This is a genomic window from Flavobacterium sp. UBA7663 (assembly GCF_002483315.1).
Lineage (GTDB): Bacteria > Bacteroidota > Bacteroidia > Flavobacteriales > Flavobacteriaceae > Flavobacterium.
In genome coordinates, this window is sequence record NZ_DLHR01000016.1 from 70,385 (window position 1) to 94,742 (window position 24,358).

The following is a 24,358-nucleotide window of genomic DNA, read 5'->3' on the forward strand; positions in this document are numbered from 1 at the left end:
TTATATGACACAAATCATTATTATTGTAGTAGCCGCTTTTGTGCTATTTGTTACTTTTGTGACCTTAATTTCGCGTTACAAAAGATGTCCTTCTGACAAAATTTTAGTTATTTATGGAAAAACTGGTGGCACATCCGCAAAGTGTGTTCACGGTGGTGGAGCCTTTATTTGGCCAGTAATTCAGGATTATTCATTTTTAGATTTAAAACCAATTTCTATTGAAGCGAATTTAACTAATGCGCTTTCTCGTCAAAATATTCGTGTTGATGTTCCATGTCGATTTACTATAGCGATTTCTACTGAAACGGATAGTATGAACACGGCTGCTGAACGTTTATTAGGTTTGGCTCCGGAACAAATTCAGGAATTGGCAAAAGATATTTTATTTGGGCAATTGCGTTTGGTTATTGCAACGATGACGATTGAAGAAATCAACTCAGATAGAGATAAATTCTTAGATAATATTTCTAAAAACGTAGATTCTGAATTAAAGAAAATTGGTTTAAAATTAATCAACGTTAACGTTACCGATATCAAGGACGAATCAGGCTACATCGAAGCTTTAGGAAAAGAAGCTGCTGCAAAAGCAATTAACGAAGCTAAAATTTCAGTAGCGGAACAAGAAAAAATTGGAGAAACTGGAAAAGCAATGGCCGATCGTGAAAAAGACGTTCAAATTGCGGAAACACACAGAGATCGTGACGTTAAAATTGCGATTACTAATAAAGATAGAGAAGTAAGTATTGCAGCTGCTTTTAAAGATGAAAGTATTGGAAAAGCGGAAGCACAAAGAGATACTCGTGTTGCTACATCTGAAGCTAATGCGATTGCGGTTCAAGGAGAAAATGAGGCTAAAATTGCTATTGCACAATCAGAAGCTGCAAGACGTGAAAAAGAAGCAGAAGCTTTACGTATTGCATTAGCATCTGAAAAAGTTCAAAGTGCAAAAGCTTTAGAAGAATCGTATTTGGCAGAACAAAAAGCAGAATCGGCTCGTGCTGATAGAGAACGTGCTACTCAAAATGCGAATATTGTAATTCCAGCAGAAATTGCAAAACAAAAGGCAATTATCGATGCGCAAGCAGAAGCAGAAAGAATTCGTGAACAAGCAAAAGGAGAAGCAGATGCAATCTTCGCTAAAATGGAAGCAGAAGCAAAGGGTTTGTATGAAATCTTAACAAAACAAGCTGAAGGTTATAAAGAAGTAGTTAGCGCTGCAGGTGGTGATCCAACAAAAGCATTCCAATTGTTATTAATTGAGAAATTACCTGAATTAGTTAAAACTCAGGTTGAAGCAGTTAAAAACATTAAAATTGACAAAATCACTGTTTGGGATTCTGGAAATAATACAGATGGAAATGGCTCAACTGCAAATTTCGTTTCTGGAATGATGAAAACTGTTCCACCATTAAATGACTTATTTAATATGGCTGGGTTAAATTTACCAACCTATTTAAAAGGTGAAGACATACCAAAAGACACTTCAAGTTCAACTGAAATTACACCAATTGAAGAAGTGAAGTAATATTTTAAATTTTAATAGTAAAATCCCAATTTCCGATAAAATGGTTTTTGGGATTTTTTATTTTAAAAATCTAACAATTTGTGAATAAATGTTAAATGCCATAAAAACAGAATTTATTTTAATTAAATTTACATAAAATAAATCATAAAATGAAAACACTATTTATATTATTGACTCTTTCTATAATGAGCACATCAATGATTTACGATTTTAATAAAGAATCTTTAAAAACAGATTGGATTATTGAGGATGATGGTGCTATGGATGGTATACCTCTAGGGAAATTTTCAATTGATAAAGATGGAAATGGTGTTTTTAGTGGAACCAATTCATTGGATAACAATGGTGTATATTCATCTGTTCGTCGCCAGTTTGATAAAATTCAAACAAATGAAAATAGTAAAATTCTCATTAGACTTAAAGGTGATGGCAATGAATATCAATTTAAAATAAAAGATAAATCTGATGTTTTATATTCCTACATGACAACTTTTGAAACTTCTGGAAAATGGGAAACTATTGAAATTAAACTAAGTGATTTATATCCTTCCTATAGAGGTCTAAGACAACAAAATTCGAAAAATTACAACAGAGATTCCTTTGTAGAAATTGCCTTTTTTATTGCAAACACAGAGAAAAAATCATTCAAATTAATTTTAGATAAAATTGAATTGAAATAAGTGCATTGTAATTTGAAATGAATCTCTATTTTATTTTGATCATTCATTTTTTTGGGACACCAATTAAAGAGATTTGAAAAATAATGTAAAACTTTGCAAGTTCAACTGAAATTACACCAACTGAAGAAGTGAAATAATTTTATTATGAATAAATTTTAAATCCCAAATCCATGTTATTGAATTTGGGATTTTTTAATTTTAAAATGTTAAAATTATGAATTGATTGTAATAAAAAATTAACTTTAGCTACTAACCTTTTATATTTGTTCTAAAACATTAAAAAACACCAAACTAAAACTATGAAAAAAATATTGTTTTCAAGTGCTGTTCTAACTTTGTTACTAACAAGTTGTTCCTCTGCACAAAAGACACAAACACCAGCAGATGCAGGTACTTACATCACTACAATTAAAGCCGAAGAACTAAGTAAGCACTTATACATTGTAGCAGGAGATGAAATGCAAGGAAGAAATACAGGCGAACCTGGGCAAAAAAAAGCAGGTGAGTATTTGATTAATGAATACAAAAAAATGGGCCTCAGTTTTCCTCCAGGAGCAACTGATTTTTACCAAAAAGTACCTTCTGAATTCATGAAAAGAGGATTTGCTCCAAAATTGAATGATTCAGAAAACATTTGGGCATTCATTAAAGGTTCAGAAAAACCAGATGAAATTTTAGTCATTTCCGCACATTACGACCACGTGGGAATGAAAAATGGTGAAATTTATAATGGTGCCGATGATGATGGTTCTGGAACGGTTGCTTTGTTAGAAATTGCACAAGCATTTAAAGAAGCTCAGAAAAAAGGACACGGACCAAAACGTTCTATCTTATTTTTACATGTAACTGGTGAAGAACATGGTTTACACGGTTCAAGATATTATTCAGAAAATCCATTATTCCCATTAGCGAATACGGTTGCGGATATTAATATTGATATGATTGGAAGAAGAGATACGCTTCACCCAGCTACTAATAATTATATTTATGTAATTGGTTCAGATAGATTGAGTAGTGAATTACATACTATCAATGAAGAAGTGAATAAAAAATATACTCAGTTAGAATTAGATTACAAATACAACGATAGAAACGATCCTGAAAGAATTTACTATCGTTCTGACCACTACAACTTTGCTAAAAAAGGAATTCCTTCTATTTTCTTCTTTAACGGAATCCATGCAGATTATCACTTACCAAGCGATACTCCAGATAAAATTGAATACGATGCTTTAGCAAAACGTGCACAATTAGCTTTTGGTTTGGCATGGGAATTAGCCAATCGTCCTGAAAGAATTAAAGTAGATAGAGACGGGAAATAAATCTCGAACTTTATAAAAACAAAAACTCCTGATGATTAGTCAGGAGTTTTTTTATTGGATAATGTTTGATTAAAATACAAACATTGCTCTTTCGCTCATTAAATCATTAACTTCTTCAGCTACTTGTTCTAAAACAGCTTCGTCAGTATGATTCATTAAAACTTTATCGATTAAAGCTACAACCGTTTCCATATCTTCTTCCACCAAACCACGAGTTGTGATTGCTGGAGTTCCCACACGAATACCAGAAGTAACAAATGGTGATTTATCATCAAATGGCACCATGTTTTTATTTACTGTAATCTCAGCTTTTACTAACGCATTTTCAGCATCTTTTCCTGAAATTCCTTTGTTTCTTAAATCAATTAACATCATGTGGTTATCTGTACCACCTGAAATTAATTTATAACCTCTTTTGTTAAACGCTTCTGCCATTGCTTGTGCATTTTTCTTCACTTGCATAGCATAACGGAAAAACTCATCAGTTAAACATTCTCCAAAAGCAACCGCCTTAGCTGCAATAATATGCATTAAAGGTCCACCTTGATTTCCAGGGAAAACCGACATATCTAAAACATGAGACATCATTCTGATATCCCCTTTTGGAGTAGTTAATCCCCAAGGATTTTCGAAATCTTTCCCCATCATAATCATTCCACCTCTTGGTCCTCTTAACGTCTTGTGAGTTGTTGTTGTTATAATGTGACAATGAGGAACTGGGTCATTTAATAATCCTTTAGCAATTAATCCTGCTGGATGTGAAATATCGGCTAATAATAAAGCACCAACGCTATCTGCAATTTCTCTGAAACGTTTAAAATCCATATCACGAGAATAAGCCGAAGCTCCTGCAATAATCATTTTTGGTTTGTTTGCAGTCGCAATTTCTTGAATTTTATCATAATTCAATACTCCTGTCTCCTCTTCTACTCCATAAAACACAGGATTGTATAATTTTCCAGAAAAATTCACTGGAGAACCATGTGTTAAGTGGCCTCCGTGCGATAAATCAAATCCTAAAATAGTATCACCTGGTTTCAAACAAGCAGCAAAAACAGCCGTATTAGCTTGTGAACCTGAGTGAGGTTGTACGTTAACATATTCCGCACCAAACAAAGCCTTTGCTCTGTCAATTGCAATTTGTTCTATAATATCTACTACTTCACATCCTCCGTAATATCTTTTACCAGGATATCCTTCAGCATATTTGTTGGTTAAACATGAACCTGCAGCTTCCATTACTTGGTCGCTTACAAAGTTTTCAGAAGCAATTAATTCAATTCCGTGAATTTGTCTGTCTTGTTCATCAAGAATTAGGTCAAAAATTTGTTCGTCGCGTTGCATTGCAATAAATATTCGTTAAAATTAGGTCAAAATTACGAAAAAGGTTTGTTACATTGCTAGATAATTTTATATTTGATTCATAATTTTTCAACAACAAACTAACAATACAATTATGCCAAATATAGCAAACGACCCCAAAAGAAAATCTTGGATAAATGTTCCTGAAAATAGTGACTTTCCTATTCAAAATATTCCATTTGGAGTTTTCATTACAAAAGAAGATGTAATCACAATAGGAACCCGAATAGGAAATTGCGCTATCGATATGGGTGCTTTACAACAATTAGGTTATTTTGAAGGTATTGAACTTACAGATGATATGTTCATGCAAGACACACTTAATGACTTTATTTCTGATGGAAAAAAAACATGGCGTTTGGTAAGAAATCGCTTAGCAGAACTTTTCGATGAAAATAACCCAAAATTAAGAGACAACAATGAACATAGAGAAGTTGTTATTTTCAGTGTAGCTGATATAGAAATGCTTTTACCGGTTCAAATTGGTGATTATACCGATTTTTACAGTTCAAAAGAACACGCTACCAACGTAGGAAAAATGTTTCGTGATCCAGAAAATGCATTATTACCAAACTGGTTACACATTCCTGTAGGCTATCATGGAAGAAGTTCTACGATTGTTCCTTCAGGTATTCCAGTACACAGACCTTATGGACAAACGTTACCTAACGGAGAAACAACTCCTGTTTTTGGACCTTCAAGATTGGTGGATTTTGAATTAGAAACCGCTTTTATTACTACGGATGCGAATTTAATGGGAGAACCAATTCCAGTTGAAGAAGCAGAAGAACACATCTTCGGAATGGTATTATTTAACGATTGGAGTGCACGTGATATTCAAAAATGGGAATATGTACCACTTGGACCATTCTTAGCGAAAAACTTTGCTTCGTCAATTTCACCATGGATTGTAACAATGGATGCTTTAGAACCATTCAGAGTAAAAGGTCCTGAGCAATCACCAGAACCATTACCTTATTTACAACAAAAAGGTGCAAAAGCATTTGATATTAATTTAGAAGTAGCTATTCAGCCAGAAAATGCGGTAGAAACTGTGGTTTCTCGTTCCAACTTTAAATACATGTATTGGTCAATGGCTCAACAATTGGCGCATCATACGATTAATGGTTGTAGAGTAAACTCTGGCGATATGATGGGAAGTGGAACAATCTCTGGACCAACAGAAGATTCTTTTGGTTCGATGTTAGAATTGAGTTGGGGCGGACAAAAACCATTGAAAATGAACGATGGTTCCGAACGTAAATTCATCAACGACAACGATACTGTAATTATCAGAGGATTTTGCCAAAAAGATAACTTAAGAATTGGGTTTGGAGAAGTTTCTAGTAAATTGTTACCCGCAGTAGAATTGAAATTTTAATTCAAATTTATAAAATACTCAAAACTCCGAAAGACGATTTCGGAGTTTTATTTTTTAGCCCTGATGGAAGTGGCATCCTTTTTGTTTTTTCTTTAAAAACAAAAAGATAGAACGTACAGCAGGACACGAGCTTCAAAAAAGGGAACTGACGAAGTAATTAGCTCCAAAAAAATTTTATCTTTGACAAAATATTTAATTTTATGAAAAAAATTACCCTATTATTTTTATCGTTATTAATTGTTTCATGTGGTGTGAAGCAAACTCAATCTATGCTAAGTAATGGCGATTATGACGGCGCTATAAATAGAGCTTTAGAAGGTTTAAGAACTAATAAAAACTCTAAAGGAAACCAAGATTACGTTTACTTACTAGAAGAAGCTTTTGCTAAGGCAAAGCAACGCGATTTAGAATCTTTAAACTTATTAATAAAAGAAAATAATCCTTCGAACTACGAAAGAATTTTTAATCTTTATTCACAATTGCATAACCGTCAAGAACGTATAAAACCACTTTTACCGCTGCAATTGTTGAAAGAAGGTAGAAATGCTATTTTTCCAATGGATGATTATTCGGATGAGTTAATTAGTAGTAAAAATAATCTTTCGGGATTTTTATATGCTAATGCTAAAAAACTATTGGCTTCTAAAAACAAAATGGATTTTAGACAAGCTTTTGATGATTTAGCGTATTTGGATAAATTAAATCCGGGTTATAAAGATGTTCGTGCATTAATGGATGAAGCACAATTTAAAGGAACTGATTTTGTTCATGTGTATACAAAAAACGAAACCAATATGGTAATTCCAGCTCGTTTACAAGACGATTTATTAGATTTTAGCACCTATGGAATTAATGATAAATGGACGGTTTATCACAACAACAAACAAAAAAACATTACTTATGATTTTGGAATGATTGTAAATTTTAGACAAATCAACATTTCACCAGAACAAGTAAAAGAAAAACAATTCATCAAAGAAAAGCAAATCAAAGATGGTTTAAAAACTCTCTTAGATGCAAACGGAAATGTGGTAAAAGATAGTTTAGGAAATCCAATTAAAGTGGACAATATGAAAACTATTACAGTTAGTATTTACGAATTTACGCAATTCAAATCGTGTCAAGTAACTGCAAAAGTAGATTATATTGATTTTAGAACCAATCAATTAATTGATGCTTTTCCGGTAACTAGTGAATTTATTTTTGACTATATCTACGCTAATTATAACGGAGACAAACGCGCTTGTGAAGAAAATTATTACCAATATTTTGACAGAAGAGCTGTTCCGTTTCCAAGTAACGAACAAATGGTGTATGACACCGGCGAAGATTTAAAAGCCAAACTAAAAGGTATTATTACCAATAATAAGTTTAGAAGGTAAGTTTAAAATATAAACGCTAAAAAAAGCATTTGAAAGTAAATTTCAAATGCTTTTTTGTTTTTAAACCTAAACATTTTGATAGATAAAACTTTACTTAGTTTAATAAATTATTAACAACACATATTCAACTATTTGATTTTTAATAAATTATTCTAATTTTGTTTACAAGAAATTTTAAAATAATCTGAAATGAAAAAAATTTTACTACTCTTATCTCTAATTATCATTAATAACTATGGGTTTACTCAAAAGCTATCCAAAACAAAAAAATTGGAGTTTAATGACTTTTACACAAACCCAGTTCCATCTCCAAATGGTGAACTTGCATTGGTGACAAGTGAGCATTTTATTGGGATTTATATTTTGGAATTAAAAACAAAAAAAATTACTCCCATTACAATTACTCAAGGCAATGGATATGGCTATAGCTGGTCAACTGATAATGAAACTATTTTCTATAAAGTAAAACCTGAAAATGGTTACATAATGGACTCGGAAGTTTTTAGCTACAATATAAAAACGAAAGAAACTAAAAAGGTTGAAATTAATCATAACTACTTACCTTCCTATCAAGGTGAAAATAATGTTATCGTTTATACAAATATCAGAACATTAAAAATTGAAGCAATTGATTTAAAAACAATGAAATCATGGGTTGTTACAAATAATGAAGGGCAATTCTATAGCGCAACATTATCACATGATGGAAAAAAAGTAGCTGTACACGAAGGCTCGGATGTTTATGTTTATAATATTGACGGTTCTGGAATGATTGCAAAATTAGGCCCTGGAATTGCAACTTCATGGTCAATGGATGATAATTATTTAATAGGTTATTTGAGTGAGAGTAGTGATGGTCACGTAATATCTAATTCAGATATTTATTTGTATGATGTAAAAAACTTCAAATCAAAAAAAGTAACTACAACCAAAAACATATTTGAAAGTAATGTGAGTTTTATAAATGAAAATAATATAATATATGCTGATGAAAAAACAGGTGATATATTAACTTCTAAAATTAAATTTTAATCCTATGAAAAAAATATATACTCTATTGTTTATTATAATTACATCAATCACATCATACGCTCAAATAATTTATATTGATCCTGGTCATGGATATGGCGCAACTGTATCTGATAATCCGGATGGAAGAACAGCAACAGAAGTTGAGACAAATCTTGCTGTAGGTCTTAAGCTAAGAACACTTTTAACAGATAATTGCTCATCAGTAATTGTTCATATGTCAAGAACAACTAATGTTAATGGATGGTCAAATGTTAGTAATAGAGCTTTACAAGCTCAGAATTGGAATGCCGATAGATTGATAAGTATTCATTGTAACGCAGATGGGGATGCTACTAATGATACCTCAGCAACAAGCACAGCAACTGGAACTGAAACTTACTATTCAACAGCTGTAAAAACAACCGCAAACACTGAAAGTGCAGCAGTTCATTTAGCCTATGCAAATATTATGAATGCTGAACTTGCCTTAAAAGGAAGTATGGCTAAAAGAAATAGTGGAAATCCATATTTAAGAGACAATTTAGGAATATTTGGTAGATCTACAACAGCTTGTTTGAACGAAATTGGATTTGTTGATAATTCAAATGATAAAGCTAAATTGTTAAGCGATACTTGGCGTGATCAATTTGCCTTAGGATACTATACTGGATTAAAATCAAATCTTAATATAACATGTAATGGAACTGTTGCTGCGCCAGGAGCATTTTCTTTAACTGTAACTCCAGAATGTAACGGAACGACTTCAAGAATGGTATTAAGCTGGACAGCTTCGGCAAATGCAACAAGTTACGATATATATAAAGATGGTGCGCTTTGGGATTCAAATATTACTACTACAACGTATACAAATACTAATGGTGTTGTAGCTGGTTCAACCCACACTTATTCTATTAAAGCTAAAAATTCTGGAACAACACAAACAACAAATTCTAATGGAACCGTATCTGTAGTAGCGTTAAATTGTGCTGTACCAGGAGCATTTACATTAACTGTTACGCCAGAATGTAGTACTTCGGCAACTCCAAGAAACAAATTAACTTGGACGGCATCTACAAATGCAACAGCTTATAATATCTATAGAAACGGTGTATTGTATGCAAGTAACATTACTAATACAACCTATACAAACACTGCAGTAACTTCTGGTAATTCTTACTCGTATTATGTAGTTGCTAAAAACACAACCACAACTCAAACCACTAACTCTAATGGAACTCAAACTGTTGTTGCTCTAAATTGTGCTATACCTGGAAGTTTTACATTAACAGCAACACCAGAATGTAATGGAACTACACCACGTGTTGTTTTAAGTTGGACAACATCAGTAAACGCAACCGCTTATGATTTATACAGAAATAGTATTTTGTATATTGCTGATTTAACTGGCACAAGCTATACGAATACTGCGGTTACAGCAAATACAAATTATACGTATTCAATCAAAGCAAAAAATACGACCACAACACAAACTACAAATTCAAACGGAACGCTCTCTATTACAACTTTAGATTGCAATCCAATTCCTGGAGATTTCACACTTACTGTTACTCCTGAATGCAGCGGAACAGGAACACCACGAAACAAATTAAGTTGGACAACTTCATCAAATGCAACTGCATACAATATATACAGAAATGGTGTTTTATACGCAAGTAGTGTTACCGGAACAACATATACAAATACAGCTGTAACAACTGGGACATCTTACACTTACTATGTAAAAGCAAAAAATGCAACTACAACTCAAACCACAAATTCAAATGGTTCACAAACTGTTGTTGCATTAAATTGTGCTGCTCCTGGAAGTTTTACAATTGCAACAACTTCTGAATGTAATAATGGCTCAAGCAGAATAAACTTATCATGGACAACATCTGCAAATGCAACAAGCTATGATATATACAGAAATGGCAATTTATATGCTACTGATGTAACTGGAAATCAGTTTTTAAATACTTACATCACTGAGGGAACAACTTACACATATTCAATGGTTGCAAAAAATAATATTGGTACATTAGCAAACTCTAATGGTACATTATCAACTACTGCAACAAGTTGCCCACTTGGAACATTTACTGTAACTGCAACGCCAACATGTAGTGGTTCAACAAGTGCAATAAATTTAACCTGGACAGCAGCTACAAACGCTACATCATATGATATTTATCGAAATGGTAATTTATATGCTTCAGATATAACTGGATCAACATTTTTAAACACCTATCTAATTACAGCAGGAACTACATACACTTATTATGTAAAAGCAAAAAATGGAAATGGAACGATAAATAATTCAAATGGAACGTTATCCGTAGTAGCGATAAACTGTACATCTGCAAAAATTACACAAGACATTAAAGATTTTGAAGAAATAGTTACGCTTTCATTATATCCAAATCCTACAGACGGTATTTTGAATTTAAAAATTAATAAAACTAATATTCAAAATATTCATTATATAATTTTTGATAATAATGGACGAATAATTAAAGAAGACTATTTAGGTGAATCAAAAATTATTGATATTTCTGAACTACCTGCTTCAGCTTATTTTATTAGAACAGTTATTGATGGTAAAGAATTTGTAAAACAAATCATTAAAAAATAAAACTTATAATTCTTTTTTAAAGCGCTTTTTGATTAATTAGAAAGCGCTTTTTTTATTCATTTTTTTTCAAAAACTCATTGCTTTTGACATTCTTTAAGTCATTTTGACATTATTTTAAATATAAAACCATTTAAAATCAGTCATTTTGACCGATTTTTCACATTGGAATACATATTGAACAATTCCGAACATAAGCAACAAACTAAAAAGATAATTTAAAAAATGAACATCAATAAATTTACAATCAAATCGCAAGAAGCTTTGCAACAAGCACAGCAAATTGCACAAAGTTTTGGGCAACAACAGCTTGAAAACGAACACCTATTCAAAGGAATTTTAGAAGTAGACGAAAACGTTACGCCTTTTATTTTGAAAAAACTCAATGTTAATGTGGAGCTTTTCAAAAAAGTTTTAGACAGTACCATTCAAAGCTTTCCAAAAGTTTCTGGTGGCGATATTATGTTTTCTCGTGATGCTGGAACTACGGTAAACGAGGCTGAAATCATTGCCAAAAAAATGAACGACGAATTCGTTTCTATCGAACATTTAATCTTGGCTATTTTCAAATCGAAAAGCAAGGTCGCACAGATTTTAAAAGATCAAGGCGTTACTGAAAAAGGGTTGCAAGCCGCTATTGACGAAATGCGTAAAGGAGAAAGAGTAACTTCCGCATCGGCTGAAGAAACGTACAATTCACTGAATAAATATGCTAAAAACCTAAACGAACTGGCTAAAAGTGGCAAACTCGATCCCGTAATTGGTCGTGATGAAGAAATTCGTAGAGTATTGCAAATTTTAACCCGAAGAACAAAAAATAATCCAATGTTGGTAGGTGAACCTGGTGTTGGTAAAACAGCAATTGCCGAAGGTTTAGCTCACCGAATTGTTGACGGAGACGTTCCTGAAAACCTAAAAGATAAAATTGTTTATTCTCTAGACATGGGTGCGCTAATTGCCGGTGCGAAATATAAAGGAGAATTTGAAGAACGACTAAAAGCGGTTGTAAAAGAAGTAACTTCTGCTGAAGGCGATATCGTACTTTTCATTGACGAAATTCACACGCTTGTTGGTGCTGGCGGTGGAGAAGGCGCTATGGATGCCGCAAACATTTTAAAACCTGCTTTAGCTCGTGGAGAATTACGTGCGATTGGTGCAACAACTTTAGACGAATACCAAAAATATTTTGAAAAAGACAAAGCACTCGAAAGACGTTTCCAAAAAGTAATGGTCGATGAACCGGATACAGAAAGTGCGATTTCGATTTTGCGAGGTATCAAAGAAAAATACGAAACACACCACAAAGTGCGTATCAAAGACGATGCTATTATTGCGGCAGTTGAGCTTTCGCAACGTTATATTACCAATCGTTTTCTTCCAGATAAAGCTATCGATTTAATGGACGAAGCAGCTTCAAAATTGCGAATGGAAATTAATTCAAAACCTGAAGAATTAGACGTTTTGGATAGAAAAATCATGCAGTTGGAAATCGAAATGGAAGCCATCAAACGTGAAATCGAAGATTCGCCGAACACCTCTGAAAAATATAATCAAGTAAGGCAAAATGACGAAACTAAATTAAAAGGTTTAGGCTTGGATTTAGCCAACTTAAAAGAAGAGCGCAACGAGATTTTCACCAAATGGAAATCCGAGAAAGATGTTGTAGATAACATTCAAAATGTAAAAATAGAGATTGAAGATTTTAAAATTGAAGCAGAACAAGCCGAACGCAATGGCGATTATGGAAAAGTAGCCGAAATTCGTTACGGAAAAATCAAAGATGCACAAGAACGTTTAGATGTTTTACAAATTCAATTAGCTGAAAACCAAGCTGGAACTTCCTTGATAAAAGAAGAAGTTACTCGCGAAGACATAGCAGAAGTCGTTGCAAAATGGACCGGAATTCCAGTAATGAAAATGTTGCAAGGTGAAAGAGAAAAACTTCTTCGCTTAGAAGAAGAATTGCACCGAAGAGTTGTTGGACAAGAAGAAGCTATTGAAGCAGTGAGCGATGCCGTTCGTAGAAGCCGCGCTGGCTTACAAGACATGAAAAAACCAATTGGTTCGTTCTTATTCTTAGGAACTACAGGTGTTGGGAAAACCGAATTAGCCAAAGCATTAGCCGAATATTTGTTCGATGATGAAAATGCGATGACCAGAATCGACATGAGCGAATACCAAGAACGTCATTCGGTAAGTAGATTAGTTGGTGCTCCTCCAGGATATGTAGGTTATGATGAAGGTGGACAATTAACCGAAGCCGTAAGAAGAAAACCCTATTCAGTAGTACTGTTAGACGAAATTGAAAAAGCACATCCTGACACGTTCAACATCTTATTACAAGTGTTAGACGAAGGACGATTGACAGATAACAAAGGACGTGTGGCGGATTTTAAAAATACGATTATCATCATGACTTCAAACATGGGAAGTGCCATTATACAAGAGAAATTCGAAAACCTAAAAGGTGGAATTGATGCCGCAACCGAAGCTGCCAAAGTAGAAGTTTTAGGATTGCTAAAACAAATTGTTCGTCCAGAATTTATCAATAGAATCGACGAAATCGTAATGTTTACACCGTTAACCAATGCGAATATCAAAGAAATTGTTGGTTTGCAGTTGAAAAGTGTTATTAAAATGTTGGCACATCAACAAATTACAATGGACACAACTCCAGAAGCAATTGAATACTTGTCACAAAAAGGTTTTGATCCACAATACGGTGCACGACCAGTTAAACGAGTAATTCAACGCGAAGTTTTAAACCAACTTTCAAAAGAAATATTGGCTGGTAAAGTTACCGTTGACAGCATTATTTTGCTAGACAGTTTTGATGGTCAGTTAGTTTTTAGAAACGAAAGTGAATTGGTAAAATAAATTCCAATACTTTCAAAAATATCCTCTTAATTCATGGGTTTATAATGGGTTAGTTTGTTTTAGTTTGGGAAACACCGATTCAGAATTGATTCGGTGTTTCTTATTTTAAACTAGTTTCTTTTGAATGTTGTTCTAATGATATCATTTGGAAAAACCACCACACTTTCATGCCCTGTTTTAGAAACAGAAGAAACACCAAAATAATAATTATCAATTACAATTCCTTGCAACTCAAAATTATCAACATCACCAACAAATCGGCTAAATTCCCATTGTGGAGAAGTTGTTAATCGCCAATAAATTTTGTATCCAATTATATTCTCATCAGAAACCTTATCCCATTTTAATTTGGTATTAGGTTGCACTATTCCACCAATTTTTACATTTTTTGGCTCAGGAGTTGCCCAAGCCAAACTAGCTAAAGTGATTGCATTTACAGCAGTTAACTTATTAGCATATTCAAAATTTACACCTTCGATTACATCGCCATATTTGATGCCATTTTCTACTCTTAAATCCTGATGTTGTCGGTTGTAATTTTCATGAGCTTCCATAATTCTAACTCCAGAAAAACCTAAATCATTAAAAGGTCTATGATGCCCTCCTCTTCCAAATCTATCCAATCGATACACCATCATTGGATTCATTTCTGGCATATAAGTCGTAGTTAATTTGTGAATATATCTTGCTAATTGTCTTGAAATTCCATCTACTTCACCGCCATAAAAACGTCTATTACTTTTCTCTTTTTCTGTTTCAGTAATAGGTGTTGGTTCAGAAAAAATTCTAAATGTTCGATTATCGATTACGCCATCAACACCTTCTATATTTCCAATCATATCATTGTTTAAAACTCCAATAATATCCCAATTATTCTTTTTTGCGAACTCAGCGAAACCTTTTCCCCCAAACAAACCTTGCTCCTCGCCTGACAAACCTAAATACACAATGTTATAATCAAATTTATATTTGGATAGAACTCTTGCCGCTTCAATCGTTCCTGCCATTCCAGATGCATTATCATTAGCACCAGGAGCATCTTTTGTAAAATCGATTGGATCTGAATTTCTACTATCAATATCACCAGTCATAATCACATATCGATTGCTGTTTTTTGTTCCTTTTTGAACCGCAACTACATTCACAATCCAAGTGTCCTTTGGCACTCGCTCACCGTCGTTTGTTGTTACATAATCTTTTTGATAAAAAACTTCCATACAATTAGAACAATCTTTAGAAACTTTTTCAAATTCTGATTTAATCCACCTTCTTGCTGCTCCAATACCTCTTTTGCTTGAGATAGTATCACTAAATGTGTTTCTGGTACCAAAATTGGCTAACGTTCGAATATCGTTTTCAATTCGTTTTGTCGAAATGGACTTAATAATATCATAAACTCTTGTGTCGGTTTGTGAAAAGAGAAACTGACTACAAATCACTAGCACAACTAAATAATATTTTCTCATAACTTTTTATTTCAAATTTAATGATTTGGTATGGATTAGATTAAAGAAAACTAACACAAAACCACTGAATTTTGTTAAAGATTAATGTTCAAAAATATTTTCAAACCAAAACCATTTTTATTCTATTATCTCTATTTTTACAAAAACAACTAACCAATTATACTAACAATGTCAAACTTTACTCTGAAAGAAAAACTAAAACACTTATTATCATTTCCAGTAATTGTAGCTGCTTTAGGCTATTTTGTTGATATTTATGACTTGCTTCTTTTCGGGATTGTTCGTGTCCCTAGCTTAAAAGACATGAACCTAGATGTTGATACTGCAGGGACTCTGATTCTAAATTACCAAATGGTAGGATTACTTCTAGGAGGAATTCTTTGGGGCGTTTTAGGAGATAAAAAAGGAAGACTTTCGGTTTTGTTTGGTTCTATTTTAGTGTATTCTTTGGCTAATATTGCTTGTGGCTATTTACCTCATTTTCCTGTAGAAGACAAAACCATGTTATATGCTTGGTTACGATTCATTGCTGGAATTGGTTTAGCTGGTGAACTCGGAGCAGGAATTACTTTAGTTTCGGAATCCTTACCCAAACAATTACGAGCTATTGGAACTTCTATCGTAGCTGGTTTTGGTTTACTTGGAGCTGTTGTAGCACAATTAACTGTAGAATTAGCTGGCGATTGGACAATTGCTTATTACATTGGTGGTGCTTTAGGTTTAATGCTTTTAGTATTACGAATTAGCGTCGCAGAATCTGGAATTTACAACGATATCAAACACGATAATAACATCAAAAAAGGGAATTTCTTTTCGTTTTTCACCAATTGGAATCGTTTTGTTAAATACATGAAATGCATTGCAATTGGATTACCTACTTGGTTTTGTATTGGAATTTTAGCGGTAATGGCAAATCAATTTGCGCCTGTAATGGGAATTGATAGTATTCAACCAGGAAAAGCTATTATGTGGGCTTATGTTGGAATTTCGGTTGGTGATTTTGCCAGTGGATTTATTTCGCATTGGTTACATTCCCGAAAAAAAGCGATTTTCTACATGATGCTTTTTACAATCGTTGGTGTGTGTTTACTCCTTTTTAGCGGAACCAAGTCGGAAAATATGTATTACTTTTATTGTGCTTGGTTAGGCTTAGGAACTGGTTATTGGGCCATGTTTGTAACTGTTGGAGCTGAGCAATTTGGAACCAATATTAGAAGCACCGCAACAACTACTATTCCTAACATGGTTCGTGGATTAGTTCCTGTAATGTTATTGGCTTTTGACGGATTAAAAGTAAATAATGGCGTAATTGCTGCTGCGGCAATTGTAGGCTTCTTTGCTTTTGCATTAGGCATCTACTCTACCCTAACTATTTCTGAAACACATAATAAAGATTTAGATTTCAACGAATAATTTCGTTAAATTTGATTCACTAACCAAAAACTAAGTATCATGAATAACATTATTTTAAAAAATGGATTATTTGGAAGCATTATTGTTTCGGCGTTGTTAGTATCTGTTACTATGTACATGAAATCAAATCCTGAAAAAGAAGTCAGTATGATTTTTGGATTTGCAGGAATGCTACTTGCTTTCATCTTTGTGGTATTAGGAATTAAGCAAAAACGAGACGCAAATAATGGGTTCATTTCTCTTGGGAATGCTTTCCTTACAGGTTTTTGGATTACGCTTTTTATTTCAACAGTTTATGTAGTAGTCTGGTTAATTATCTTGTATAATTTTTTTCCAAATTTTGCAGAACATTATACGGATATGGCTATTCAAAAAGCAAGTCCAGAAGAAATTGTAACAGTAACCGAAGAGATGAATTCTTTTAAAGAAATGTATAAAAATCCTATTATGGTTATCCTTTTTACTTATATGGAAATCTTGCCATTAGGAATTGTATTTTCGTTTATAAGTGCTTTAATTTTAAAGAAAAAACAAATCAACTAAATGAAAAAACCACAACTTTATTCCCTATTATTCGTTATTGGATTACTAGTTTCAGGAATTTATCCAAAAGAATACTTTACATGGTTTTTAGAAGTATTGCCTGCAGTTATAGGGTTTGCCATTTTAGCATTCACCTTTAAACGTTTTCAGTTTACTAATTTTACGTATTTCTTTATTCTAATTCATTGCTATATTTTATTTCTTGGCGGACATTACACCTATGCAGAAGTACCACCTTTTGAATGGATAAAAGAAACGTTTAATCAAAGCCGAAATAATTATGATAAAGTAGGTCATTTTGCACAAGGGTTTGTTCCTGCTATGATTACACGAGAATTATTTATTCGTAAAAACGTGATTTCTAACCCTAGTTTCTTTAACTTCGTTGTTGTTGCGGTTTGTTTGGCAATTAGCGCAGCTTACGAATGGTTAGAATGGGGCGTTTCACTTTGTACAGGAGATGGTGGTGATGCTTTTTTAGGAACACAAGGCTATGTTTGGGACACACAATCTGATATGTTATATGCAACTATTGGTGCTATTTGCATGTTGATTTTCTTCAGTAAAAAACACGATAAAGCAATTCAAGAGTAAATTCAAACTCAATAACAAGATTCAAATTAAAATAATGCTAATGCTACAACTTAACTTCTCTCCTTTTCCAATACTAGAATCAGAACGTTTACGTTTTAGAAAATTAACTGATGAAGATGCTCCAGAAATTTTAGTGCTTCGAGGTAATCCTGAAACTATGAAATTTATTCCGAGACCTTTAGTAACTGATATCGATGGTGCTTTGGCACACATAAAAATGATTAACGATAAAATAGATGAAAACATTGATATCAATTGGGCTGTAACCGAAAAAGGAAGTGATAAATGCATCGGAATTATGGGATTTTACAGAACGCAACCTGAACATTTTAGAACCGAATTAGGCTACATGATTACACCCGAACACAATGGAAAAGGTTATGTTACCGAAGCCGTGAAAACATTATTAAATTTTGCTTTCAATACCTTAAATTTTCATTCTATCGTTGCGGTTATAGATTCAAGACATGTTGCTTCGGAACGTGTTTTACAAAAAGTTGGCTTTGTAAAAGAAGCTCATTTTAAAGAAGATTTTTACTATAATAATGAATTTACCGATACCGTAATGTATGGTTTACTAAAACGAAATTTTATAAAATAAAACATATGACCGAATTTGAAAAACAATTCCGCGAGGTGCAAGAACTTCTCGAATTCAACGACTTCAATCAAACCATAAAACGAGTAATCGATTTTACTTTAGATACCGAAAACATTGATTTTTATATCAAAACCAATGAATTTTTAAATTGGTTAGACCATAATGAAAAAGAAGACGAAGATAAAAAAACACGCTTAAAAGCCTTATTAGATGAACTTCACGCTTTTTTAAGTAAAAAAGAATGTCACAATCATCAAACTATTATCTCAGTTAAAAATCTACAAAAAGTATACAATGCTTCTTTTGGGTTAGGTCCTATAAATTTAGACATCAAAACTGGCGAAATAATTGGTTTAGTTGGCGAAAACGGGAACGGAAAAACTACTTTACTTCGTAGTTTATGTGGCGAATTACATCCAACATCTGGAACCATAAATTATCAATTTCAATATGATGATTTGTATGATTTGCGAACAAAATTAGTTTACATTCCACAACGAACTGACACTTGGCGCGGTTCTATGTACGAAAATTTAGAATTTACAGCAAGTTGCTACGGCTATTTGCCAGAAGAAAATAATTTAGTCGTCGATTTAGTTATCACGCGTTTGGGATTGCGAAAATTTAGAAAACATTACTGGAATAATTTGTCTTCTGGTTACAAAATGCGTTTCGAATTGGCTAGAATGTTACTTAGAAAACCAAAAATTTTATTGATTGACGAACCTTTGGCAAACTTAGATATTTTGGCACAACAAACCATTTTAGACGATTTTAGAAACATCGCAAATTCAGCTTTTAGACCTATTGCTATTGTTTTGAGTTCGCAACAATTGTACGAAGTGGAAAAAACATCAAATCAAGTGGTTTTCTTAAAACGTGGATCACAAAAGAATTTGAATGCAGAAAATGATGTAGCAAAAAATTGCATTATCGAATTCGAAAGTTCGTTGAATTTAAGCGATTTAAAACAAGCTTTTACCACTTTAGAAGTAATTTCTTTGGAACAAAATGGTGGAACTTTTATTGCTACTTTTCCAGAAAAAATTGAAATGAATGATTTCTTAAAAGTGGTTATAAACCAATCGATTCCAATGACTTATATGAGAAATATTTCAAATTCAACACGTCGCTTTTTTGTGAACTAAAAAAAATAAAATCATGTTTAAAGATATACAGAAAAAATTATTACTAAAACATCCATTGCTTTGGAACACAAAATTTGTTCCTATGGTTGTCATTGGATTACTACTTCACCTCATATTTTTTGGTCTAGGCTATTTAGATGGAACCATCGATTTTTCGAACAGAAACAACTTAGACATTGAAGTAACTTGCATCTTATTTGGTGTTTTACTTGTTATAATTATCATTATTTTATGGCTAGTTAACTACTTTAAAAACAATTCGTTAAAATCATTTTACAGCAAATCAAAATACAGTTTATTTTACGAATGGTTGCAAATATTTGTTGTTGGTACATTATTGATTACGTTTTATTTACCATTTTCTGTTGGAAAGCAATTACATCAAAAAAGTTATTATTCGCTTGAAGAAACAACCAATCGTTGCAAAACCATTGCTACTGCAGATATGTTTATTGATGGAAGTTTTGCGCAAACAGAAATAGATTCTCTAGCTTCAGGCTTAATTGATAGTTTAGGAAATAAATTAGTAAACAATGAAATTTCTGAAAACTATGAAACCCAAGAACGAGCTTATGAAACACAAGCTACTATGGCTTATGCTTATAAAGATCATATCATCTTTAACGGAAAAAAATACGATCAATTTTCATTAGTAAATAGAAATACGTTTGAATTTACGGTTATTTCAAGAGAACAAGATTCTTTAAACAGAATAAAAGTTCAAAATTGGTTATATCAAGACAATCAAACTGAAGTTAAAAACCTGATGAACAACTATTTAAGTTTAATTAGAGAACACAATTTAGCAACCAATTTAACTTTAGATAAATGGTTTCAGGCTGTTTACAAAGCACCTGAATTTGATGAGTTTTTATACATTCAGCCTTATTTGAAAGAATACGAAACTGATGAGTCTTATAATAATTCTTATGTTTATGCCGCTAAAGTTGGCAATGAAGAGCGAAAATATTCGAAATATTTTATACAACAAGATGTATTAAAAGAAAAGTATGACACGGTTTCTGAAGCACATACAGATTCGTTTTTTAATATTGAAATGATTTTAGGGTTTTTATATGGTGCTTTTGGATTATCTATTTTGATTTTTTCTTTCAGAGTTACTTCAGGAAAAAGTTGGTTAATTGCAGTTGTTACATCTGGTGTTGTTAATATTGTTTACGGTATTTTCACAGCAATTACTGGTGTAGGAAACATGTATGCTTATTTAATTTTATTTACCATTTTAGGAATTATATTTTATTTCTTTTTAATTTATTTCAACAAGAAGAATTTACAACTAAGTAGAATTGCGTTGAATTTATTTTTATGGTCGTTCTTAGGAATTATTCCATTGATTTATTTTATAATACAAGAACATTACGCTTCAAAATATGATTACAGAACTGGTTATAGTTATACTTCTCCAGAATATGTATGGCTAAGAGATCATATAACTCATATGTTTTCATTGAATTTTATTTTAGCCATTCTAACACTTTTCTTTTTATCAAAAGTTATTAGAAACTGGAAAGGAATTTCAGAAGATTAATATGATTATTACACTTTCAAATACCAAAATTTCGGCATCGATTAATACAATTGGTGCCGAATTAATTCAATTAAAAAAAGACAACCAAAATTACATTTGGACAGTTGATGAAGTTTTTTGGAATAAAACGTCACCTATTTTATTTCCGATTGTAGGAAGGTTAAAAAATGATTCTTATACATTTAAAAACAAATCGTATTCATTGCCACGACATGGTTTTGCTCGAAATTTTGATTTTAAAATAGAAAACAAAACCAAAAATTCAGCACTTTTTTCATTAAAAAGTAATGCCGAAACGTTACAACAATATCCGTTTGAATTTGAATTAAAAATGGAATATCGTTTAACCAAAAATAGCTTAGAAATTACCTATTTGGTAAGTAACAAGTCTAATGAAGTAATGCCGTTTTCAATTGGAGCGCATCCGGCATTTGCAATTGAAGATACTTTTTCAGACTATTCCTTACAATTTAATGAAGCAGAGGAATTTGTATCCTATGAATTAGAAAACGAACAGTTTAGTAATTCATTCCGGAAAATAAATTCAGAAAACGGACAGATTAATTTAAACTATTCGCTTTTTGAAAAAGATGCTTTGGTTTTCAAACATTTAAAATCGGAAAAACTATTACTTTTAAAAAATAAGCAGCCACATCTTTCCGTTGAATTTGAAGGATTTCCGTATTTAGGCATTTGGACCAAACCAAACGCTCCATTTTTGTGTATAGAACCGTGGTGTGGTTTAGCAGACAACATAAATCATAATGGAAATATTTTTGAAAAAGAAGGAATTCAACTATTGAATAAGGAGTCAAAATTTCTGAGAGAAATAGTAATTAACCTTTTATAATAATCCGTTGTATTTTCTAACAAACCATTCGGTTGCGAGAGTAATAATTGCTAAAATCAATAACCAAATCCAATCAATAAGTGGTGATTTTTTGATAGTTTCTTTTTGTGTAGGAATATAATTTTCGTTTTCGAGTAACGATTTGATTAGATTTTCTATTTGGTTTGGATAAAACACTTTTCCATTGGTATTCGTTGCCAATTGCTCTAATCGAGATTTATCAGGATTTACGAATTGCTTTTCAATTTCAAAATCCAAAACTTCAAACGCTCCAGAAAAATTAGTATTTGATTGTTTTTCTGTTACTTTAAAAGTGTAGTTTCCTGCTTCTAAACCATCTAAATTTACTTTATAGGAATTCGTTGCTTTTAGTAAATCGTATTTTTTAGAAGCTTTTGTTTTAGAATTTACAACTTGAATTGTTAGCTGAGCTTTTTCGTCAAACTCGTAGTTTTTGTTAAAATATTCAGCTACAATTTCAATGCTTTCGCCCGAATTATAAAAACTCTCATAAGTAACATTCAAATTCTTTTTTGAAGCGTTTGTTATTAAAAATTGAATAATTTTATCGGTAAACAAATCAAAATCATCAAAAGACTTTTTGTTCAGGTTATTTTCCAATCGCCATTTCCAGATGTTTTCACCTAGTAAATAAGCGTTTCTTTTGCTACCATTTTCAGTAAAAGTTAACAATGGATTTTGCAATTGCACGTTTCTAATTCTTGCAGAAAGTAGTGTATTTACATTGCTTTTTGCAGCAATAGTTCCAAATTTATGTTCCAAAGGTGGGAAATTTTCAAAACCAATATTGCTTTGCGAAAACAAATTAAAATTCGAATCAAAAGTTGCCAAATAATCTTCTTTTTGTTCCGACATTTTAAACAACAAATCGTTTTGAACTTGGTTTAAAAAATTAAAATCGGTTATAGTTCCAGTGATAATAAATGTGTTAATCTGCGCAACTTTATTTTGTTCAAAAATAGCTTTAAAAGAGGCGGTTGGTTGATATAAAATAAGAATATTATAATTCTGTAATGACTTTACTTCATCTGGTTTTAGGATTGAAACTTTTCTCTGCTGATTGGTTTCAATACTTCGCTTTAAAGCTCCTAAATCTGGATGATTTATTGCAGAAATTAAACCAATTTCACTACGCTGGTCGATTATTTGTACTGCAAAATTTTTGGCATTATTAATCGTGTTTTTTTCTTTTATGCTAGAAGAAATCACCGCTTTATATTTTGCAATTCCAACCTTGTCTGCATTTAATAAAACAGAAATAGACTGTGCTCTTTTATCTTTCGAAAAACTAACGGTTTGTTTATGAATGGTTTGGTTGCCATTTTGAATTGCAAAAGTAGTTGAAATAGCCTGATTTCCATTGTATTGCAAAAATACTTCAACTGGAAATTTATTCTTTAAAAAGGCGTATTTGTTAACGTTTATTTGATTTATTTTCAAATCAAAAACGGTAGTGGTATCACCTAAAACAACTGGTAAAACACTTGTATTTTCTTGAAAACTGAACACATAATCATTTCCCATAGTTTGATTTCCATCGGTAAATAAAACTACAGGATAATTGGTGTTTCGGTATAACTGCTTTAAGTTTTTTGCAACATCATCAATATGGGATTGATTTCCTTTAAAATCTAATTGTTCAAGAGACTTAAATTCATCATCAAACGAAAACAATTGTACATCATATTTTTCCGTAATAGCTTTATTATCTGATATTTTCTGATATAATTCAGAAGCTTCTTTGGTTGCTTTTAATTCTGAAATTGATTTGGAATTGTCAACAACAATAGGCAAAGGTGTTTTCTTAATTTCAGTTATTTTCCTACTGATAATTGGATTAATCAATAATAAAAAGATAGAAAACAGACTAACAAAACGCAAAAAAGTCAAAAACCAGTACAATTTTGACTGATTTTTGACTTTATATAAATATTGATAAAACGACAATCCAGCAGCAATAATTACTGATAAGATAAGAAGTAAAATTGTGCTTGTTGTCATTTA

At 32.1% G+C, this 24,358-nt stretch carries 18 protein-coding genes; 15 read left to right on the forward strand and 3 right to left on the reverse strand.

Annotated elements, in window-relative coordinates:
• Nucleotides 1-4: 4 nt before the first annotated feature.
• From B2741_RS06700 to B2741_RS06710, 3 genes are all read left to right on the forward strand, one after another.
• Complete coding sequence (locus tag B2741_RS06700; RefSeq protein ID WP_291136649.1) at nucleotides 5-1,525, forward strand: flotillin family protein; 1,521 nt, start codon at nucleotides 5-7, stop codon at nucleotides 1,523-1,525.
• A gap of 149 nt (nucleotides 1,526-1,674) precedes the next feature.
• Nucleotides 1,675-2,205, forward strand: a complete 531-nt coding sequence (locus B2741_RS06705; RefSeq protein ID WP_291136652.1) for a CIA30 family protein — start codon at nucleotides 1,675-1,677, stop codon at nucleotides 2,203-2,205.
• Nucleotides 2,206-2,504: 299 nt separating this feature from the next.
• Nucleotides 2,505-3,527: a M28 family metallopeptidase gene (locus B2741_RS06710; RefSeq protein WP_291136655.1), complete on the forward strand. Its 1,023-nt coding sequence runs from the start codon at nucleotides 2,505-2,507 to the stop codon at nucleotides 3,525-3,527.
• A 69-nt stretch (nucleotides 3,528-3,596) separates the two neighbouring features.
• On the opposite strand, the gene glyA is transcribed toward B2741_RS06710, so the two are convergent.
• The gene (glyA, locus tag B2741_RS06715; RefSeq protein ID WP_291136657.1) at nucleotides 3,597-4,871 is read right to left on the reverse strand and encodes a serine hydroxymethyltransferase; all 1,275 of its coding nucleotides are present in this window, start codon (nucleotides 4,869-4,871) and stop codon (nucleotides 3,597-3,599) included.
• A gap of 112 nt (nucleotides 4,872-4,983) precedes the next feature.
• Between glyA and fahA the strand changes: the two genes are divergently transcribed.
• From fahA to clpB, 5 genes are all read left to right on the forward strand, one after another.
• The gene (gene fahA / locus B2741_RS06720; RefSeq protein WP_291136660.1) at nucleotides 4,984-6,270 is read left to right on the forward strand and encodes a fumarylacetoacetase; all 1,287 of its coding nucleotides are present in this window, start codon (nucleotides 4,984-4,986) and stop codon (nucleotides 6,268-6,270) included.
• 200 nt (nucleotides 6,271-6,470) lie between these two features.
• Entirely contained in the window at nucleotides 6,471-7,652 is a 1,182-nt protein-coding gene (locus B2741_RS06725; RefSeq protein WP_291136663.1) for a hypothetical protein, read from the forward strand.
• A 189-nt stretch (nucleotides 7,653-7,841) separates the two neighbouring features.
• The gene (locus B2741_RS06730; RefSeq protein ID WP_291136666.1) at nucleotides 7,842-8,684 is read left to right on the forward strand and encodes a TolB family protein; all 843 of its coding nucleotides are present in this window, start codon (nucleotides 7,842-7,844) and stop codon (nucleotides 8,682-8,684) included.
• Nucleotides 8,685-8,688: 4 nt separating this feature from the next.
• Nucleotides 8,689-11,295 (forward strand): N-acetylmuramoyl-L-alanine amidase, encoded by a 2,607-nt coding sequence (locus B2741_RS06735; protein ID WP_291136669.1) that lies wholly within the window; start codon nucleotides 8,689-8,691, stop codon nucleotides 11,293-11,295.
• 222 nt (nucleotides 11,296-11,517) lie between these two features.
• Entirely contained in the window at nucleotides 11,518-14,169 is a 2,652-nt protein-coding gene (gene clpB, locus B2741_RS06740; protein ID WP_291136672.1) for an ATP-dependent chaperone ClpB, read from the forward strand.
• 110 nt (nucleotides 14,170-14,279) lie between these two features.
• On the opposite strand, the gene B2741_RS06745 is transcribed toward clpB, so the two are convergent.
• Nucleotides 14,280-15,635: a M28 family metallopeptidase gene (locus B2741_RS06745; protein WP_291136675.1), complete on the reverse strand. Its 1,356-nt coding sequence runs from the start codon at nucleotides 15,633-15,635 to the stop codon at nucleotides 14,280-14,282.
• A gap of 168 nt (nucleotides 15,636-15,803) precedes the next feature.
• Here B2741_RS06745 and B2741_RS06750 point away from each other — a divergent pair, with 168 nt between their 5' ends.
• The 7 genes from B2741_RS06750 to B2741_RS06780 are packed head-to-tail and all read left to right on the forward strand — an operon-like array spanning nucleotide 15,804 to nucleotide 22,333.
• Entirely contained in the window at nucleotides 15,804-17,048 is a 1,245-nt protein-coding gene (locus B2741_RS06750) for an MFS transporter (protein ID WP_291136678.1), read from the forward strand.
• Between the two features lie 39 nt (nucleotides 17,049-17,087).
• Nucleotides 17,088-17,591, forward strand: a complete 504-nt coding sequence (locus tag B2741_RS06755) for a DUF4199 domain-containing protein (RefSeq protein WP_291136681.1) — start codon at nucleotides 17,088-17,090, stop codon at nucleotides 17,589-17,591.
• Nucleotides 17,592-18,185 (forward strand): DUF2238 domain-containing protein, encoded by a 594-nt coding sequence (locus tag B2741_RS06760; protein WP_291136684.1) that lies wholly within the window; start codon nucleotides 17,592-17,594, stop codon nucleotides 18,183-18,185.
• 40 nt (nucleotides 18,186-18,225) lie between these two features.
• Nucleotides 18,226-18,786 carry a GNAT family N-acetyltransferase gene (locus B2741_RS06765; RefSeq protein ID WP_291136687.1) on the forward strand — a complete coding sequence of 187 codons (561 nt, stop codon included), beginning with the start codon at nucleotides 18,226-18,228 and terminating at the stop codon, nucleotides 18,784-18,786.
• Nucleotides 18,787-18,791: 5 nt separating this feature from the next.
• A complete protein-coding gene (locus B2741_RS06770) occupies nucleotides 18,792-19,934 on the forward strand; it encodes an ATP-binding cassette domain-containing protein (protein WP_291136690.1) in 1,143 nt (380 codons plus the stop codon).
• 13 nt (nucleotides 19,935-19,947) lie between these two features.
• Complete coding sequence (locus B2741_RS06775; RefSeq protein ID WP_291136693.1) at nucleotides 19,948-21,483, forward strand: hypothetical protein; 1,536 nt, start codon at nucleotides 19,948-19,950, stop codon at nucleotides 21,481-21,483.
• A 1-nt stretch (nucleotide 21,484) separates the two neighbouring features.
• Nucleotides 21,485-22,333 (forward strand): aldose 1-epimerase family protein, encoded by an 849-nt coding sequence (locus tag B2741_RS06780; protein ID WP_291136696.1) that lies wholly within the window; start codon nucleotides 21,485-21,487, stop codon nucleotides 22,331-22,333.
• Here the strand turns inward: B2741_RS06780 and B2741_RS06785 are convergent.
• The gene (locus B2741_RS06785) at nucleotides 22,328-24,355 is read right to left on the reverse strand and encodes a hypothetical protein (protein WP_291136699.1); all 2,028 of its coding nucleotides are present in this window, start codon (nucleotides 24,353-24,355) and stop codon (nucleotides 22,328-22,330) included. The two genes, B2741_RS06780 and B2741_RS06785, sit on opposite strands and share 6 nt — an antisense overlap.
• Between the last annotated feature and the right edge of the window lie 3 nt (nucleotides 24,356-24,358).